Raw genomic sequence first — 2,996 nt, forward strand, 5'->3', positions numbered from 1 at the left:
GATCATGAACGATAGAGTCGCGTGTACTGGGTTTCGTGTCGGCTGCTGGCGATGGCCATGGCTGGCGTGCTAGCGCCGATGTCGGCGTCGTCGAGTGATTGCGCGTGCGCGACTGCGGCGGGGATCTGCTCGGTGAGACGAAGCAGAATGCGTTGGCCAGCCGTTTGGCCGAGCGGGACAAGCTTGATACCGGCCAAGGTCAGATTCTCGGCCCAAGACCAGGCGTAGCCGAGCAGTGCATCGGCGGGCTCAATGTGCCAAGAGGCCGCCGCGAAGGCGAAGCCAGCGAGCTGACTGCCCGCGATCAGTGTGCGCCAATGCAATCCTGGCTCGGTCGCATCGCGCGCCATGGCGTCCGGGGCGATCAGCGCTAAATCGGAAATCGCTCCAGACCGCGCGGGCTGTGCGCAGGAGGTCTGGCTGATCGGCCCGTCCTCGAACAGCCCAAGCGAGCCGAGCAGATCAGCCAGCGCCCGCCCGCGGCCTGCCTCCTCTGTGCGCAGCTCGGCGGTCTCGCGCAGTGCCCTGAGCTCGCTGATCCAAAGCGACAGCCTTTGCGTGTCATCCGCCGTCACTGCATCCATTATCCGAAGGAGGATCGGAAGATCGACATAGGTCAAGGCATGCGACAGTTGATCCGAAAGCCAGTCCTGGAGGGTGCATTCGCTGTCGATCCAGCCCGTTTCCACCGCCCATTCCAGCCCCTGCGAGTAAGCAAAAGCCCCGACCGGCAGCGTCGGACTGAGCAACTGGAGTAACCGCAACAGCCGTCTTTGTGTGTCAGCGGCGCTGGACGTGATCACTCGGGCTCTCCTGTCCGTACCACGACCTGCCCCCCCTCGCCATGCCCAGCGCTGCCATGTTCATGGGCGTGCTCATGCCCATGCCCATGCCCATGCCCATGCTTATGCCCGTGCCCATCCCTATGCCCGATCGAGGCACCACCATAGGCACCTGCTTCTGGCTCGAAGGGCGCCTGCTCAGCGGTCACCGGCAGCCCGAGCCCGCTTACCATCGCATCCAGCACATGATCGTGCAGCCAGCACAGCCGCCCTGTCTCGATCTGCAGCGCCACATGCCGGTTGCCAAGATGATAGGCGGCTCGCGCAAGCAGTAGGGGGTCATCAACCTCAGCGCAGGAAACCGGCTCGGCAGCGGCTCGAATCTGGATGACATGGCCCTGCTCGTCGGCTAACAAATCACCATCGCGCAAGCTCTCGCCGCGTGGCAGCAGGATACCGACCTCACGGCCATCATCGAGCCGCGCACGCAGGCGCGAGCGTGAGCGCTGCTCGAAGCTGAGTGATAGTACGCCATCGATCCTGTCTGAAGCCTCGATCCGCCGCGTTAGCCGTAAGGCGGGGGGATCTGCGCTCAAAACAGAAAATACCGCTGCGCCATCGGCAGCACATCGGCCGGCTCACAGGTCAGCAGCTCGCCGTTTGCGCGCACCTCATAGGTCTGCGGATCGACCTCGATCGTCGGCTGCCAGAAGTTGTGGATCATGTCGATCTTGCGCACCTGGCGCACATCGCGCACCACCCCGATACGCCGCCTCAGGTTCAGCCGCTGCGGCTCGCCGGCCTGCAAGCCCCACTGGGAGATGAAGGTCATGCAGGTCTCGCTGAGGGCGCCGCCGAAGGCGCCAAACATGGGCCGATAATGGACGGGCTGCGGGGTTGGAATCGAGCCGTTCGGATCACCCATGGGCGCCATCGCAATCATTCCGCCCTTGAGGATCAGGCTCGGCTTGGTACCGAAGAAAGCCGGCTTCCAGAGCACCAGGTCGGCGAGCTTGCCGACCTCGATCGAGCCCACCTCGTGGGCGATGCCATGGGTGATCGCCGGGTTGATGGTGTACTTGGCGATATAGCGCTTGGCGCGATAGTTATCGTTATCGCCCCGATCGACCTCACCCGCCCAATCAGGCGCGGCCAGGTGGCCTCGCTGCACCTTCATCTTGTGCGCGGTCTGCCAGGTGCGGCAGATCACCTCGCCAACCCGCCCCATGGCTTGCGAGTCGGAGGCGATCATCGAGAAGGCGCCGAGATCGTGCAGGATATCCTCGGCGGCGATGGTCTCTCGGCGGATGCGCGACTCGGCGAAGGCGACATCCTCGGGGATTGAGGGCGAGAGATGATGACAGACCATCAGCATGTCCAGATGCTCGTCGACCGTGTTCACCGTGTAGGGCCGGGTCGGATTGGTCGACGACGGCAGCACGTTGGCCAGGCCAGCGGCCTTGATGATGTCCGGCGCATGACCGCCGCCGGCACCCTCGGTATGGTAGGTGTGGATGCAACGGTCCTTAAACGCGGCGATGGTATCCTCGACGAAGCCGGACTCGTTCAGGGTGTCGGTATGGATCGCAACCTGCACATCCATCTTCTCAGCGACACCCAGGGCGCAGTCGATCGCGGCCGGCGTCGTGCCCCAGTCCTCATGCAGTTTCAGACCCATGGCACCACAGCGCACCTGCTCCTCGAGCGCATTGGGCTGACTGCCATTGCCCTTGCCGAGTACGCCGATGTTGACGGGCAGGCCCTCGGCGGCCTGCAGCATGCGGCGGATGTTCCAAGGGCCCGGCGTACAGGTCGTCGCCAAACTGCCGGCTGCCGGCCCGGTGCCGCCCCCGAGCAAGGTGGTGACGCCAGAGGCGAGCGCCTCTTCGGCCTGCTGTGGACAGATGAAATGGATATGCGCATCGATCCCGCCGGCGGTCAGGATACGACCCTCGCCGGCGATGATCTCGGTCCCAGGCCCGATCAGCACATCGACGCCATGCTGGGTATCCGGATTGCCGGCCTGCCCGATCGCGGCGATGCGACCATTCTTGATGCCGACATCGGCCTTGACCACACCCCAGAAGTCCAGGATCAGCGCATTGGTGATGACCAGATCCATCACCTCATCGGATTGGCGTTGACATTGCCCCATGCCGTCCCGGACCACCTTGCCGCCGCGCAGATTGCCGCCATGGCCTGGGTACGGGCCGC

General features: G+C 64.3%; 3 protein-coding genes. All 3 read right to left on the bottom strand.

What is annotated here, in order from left to right; genetic code table 11:
- Nucleotides 1-2: 2 nt before the first annotated feature.
- A complete protein-coding gene (locus tag ACY693_RS17515; RefSeq protein ID WP_462323095.1) occupies nt 3-803 on the bottom strand; it encodes an urease accessory protein UreF in 801 nt (266 codons plus the stop codon).
- Nucleotides 800-1,378 (bottom strand): urease accessory protein UreE, encoded by a 579-nt coding sequence (gene ureE, locus ACY693_RS17520; RefSeq protein ID WP_462323096.1) that lies wholly within the window; start codon nt 1,376-1,378, stop codon nt 800-802. The genes ACY693_RS17515 and ureE overlap by 4 nt, the downstream gene beginning before the upstream one ends.
- On the bottom strand, nt 1,375-2,996 hold a 1,622-nt coding region (gene ureC, locus ACY693_RS17525; RefSeq protein ID WP_462323097.1), incomplete at its 5' end, for an urease subunit alpha. The genes ureC and ureE, both read right to left, overlap by 4 nt.

The organism is Halochromatium sp. (genome assembly GCF_054919635.1).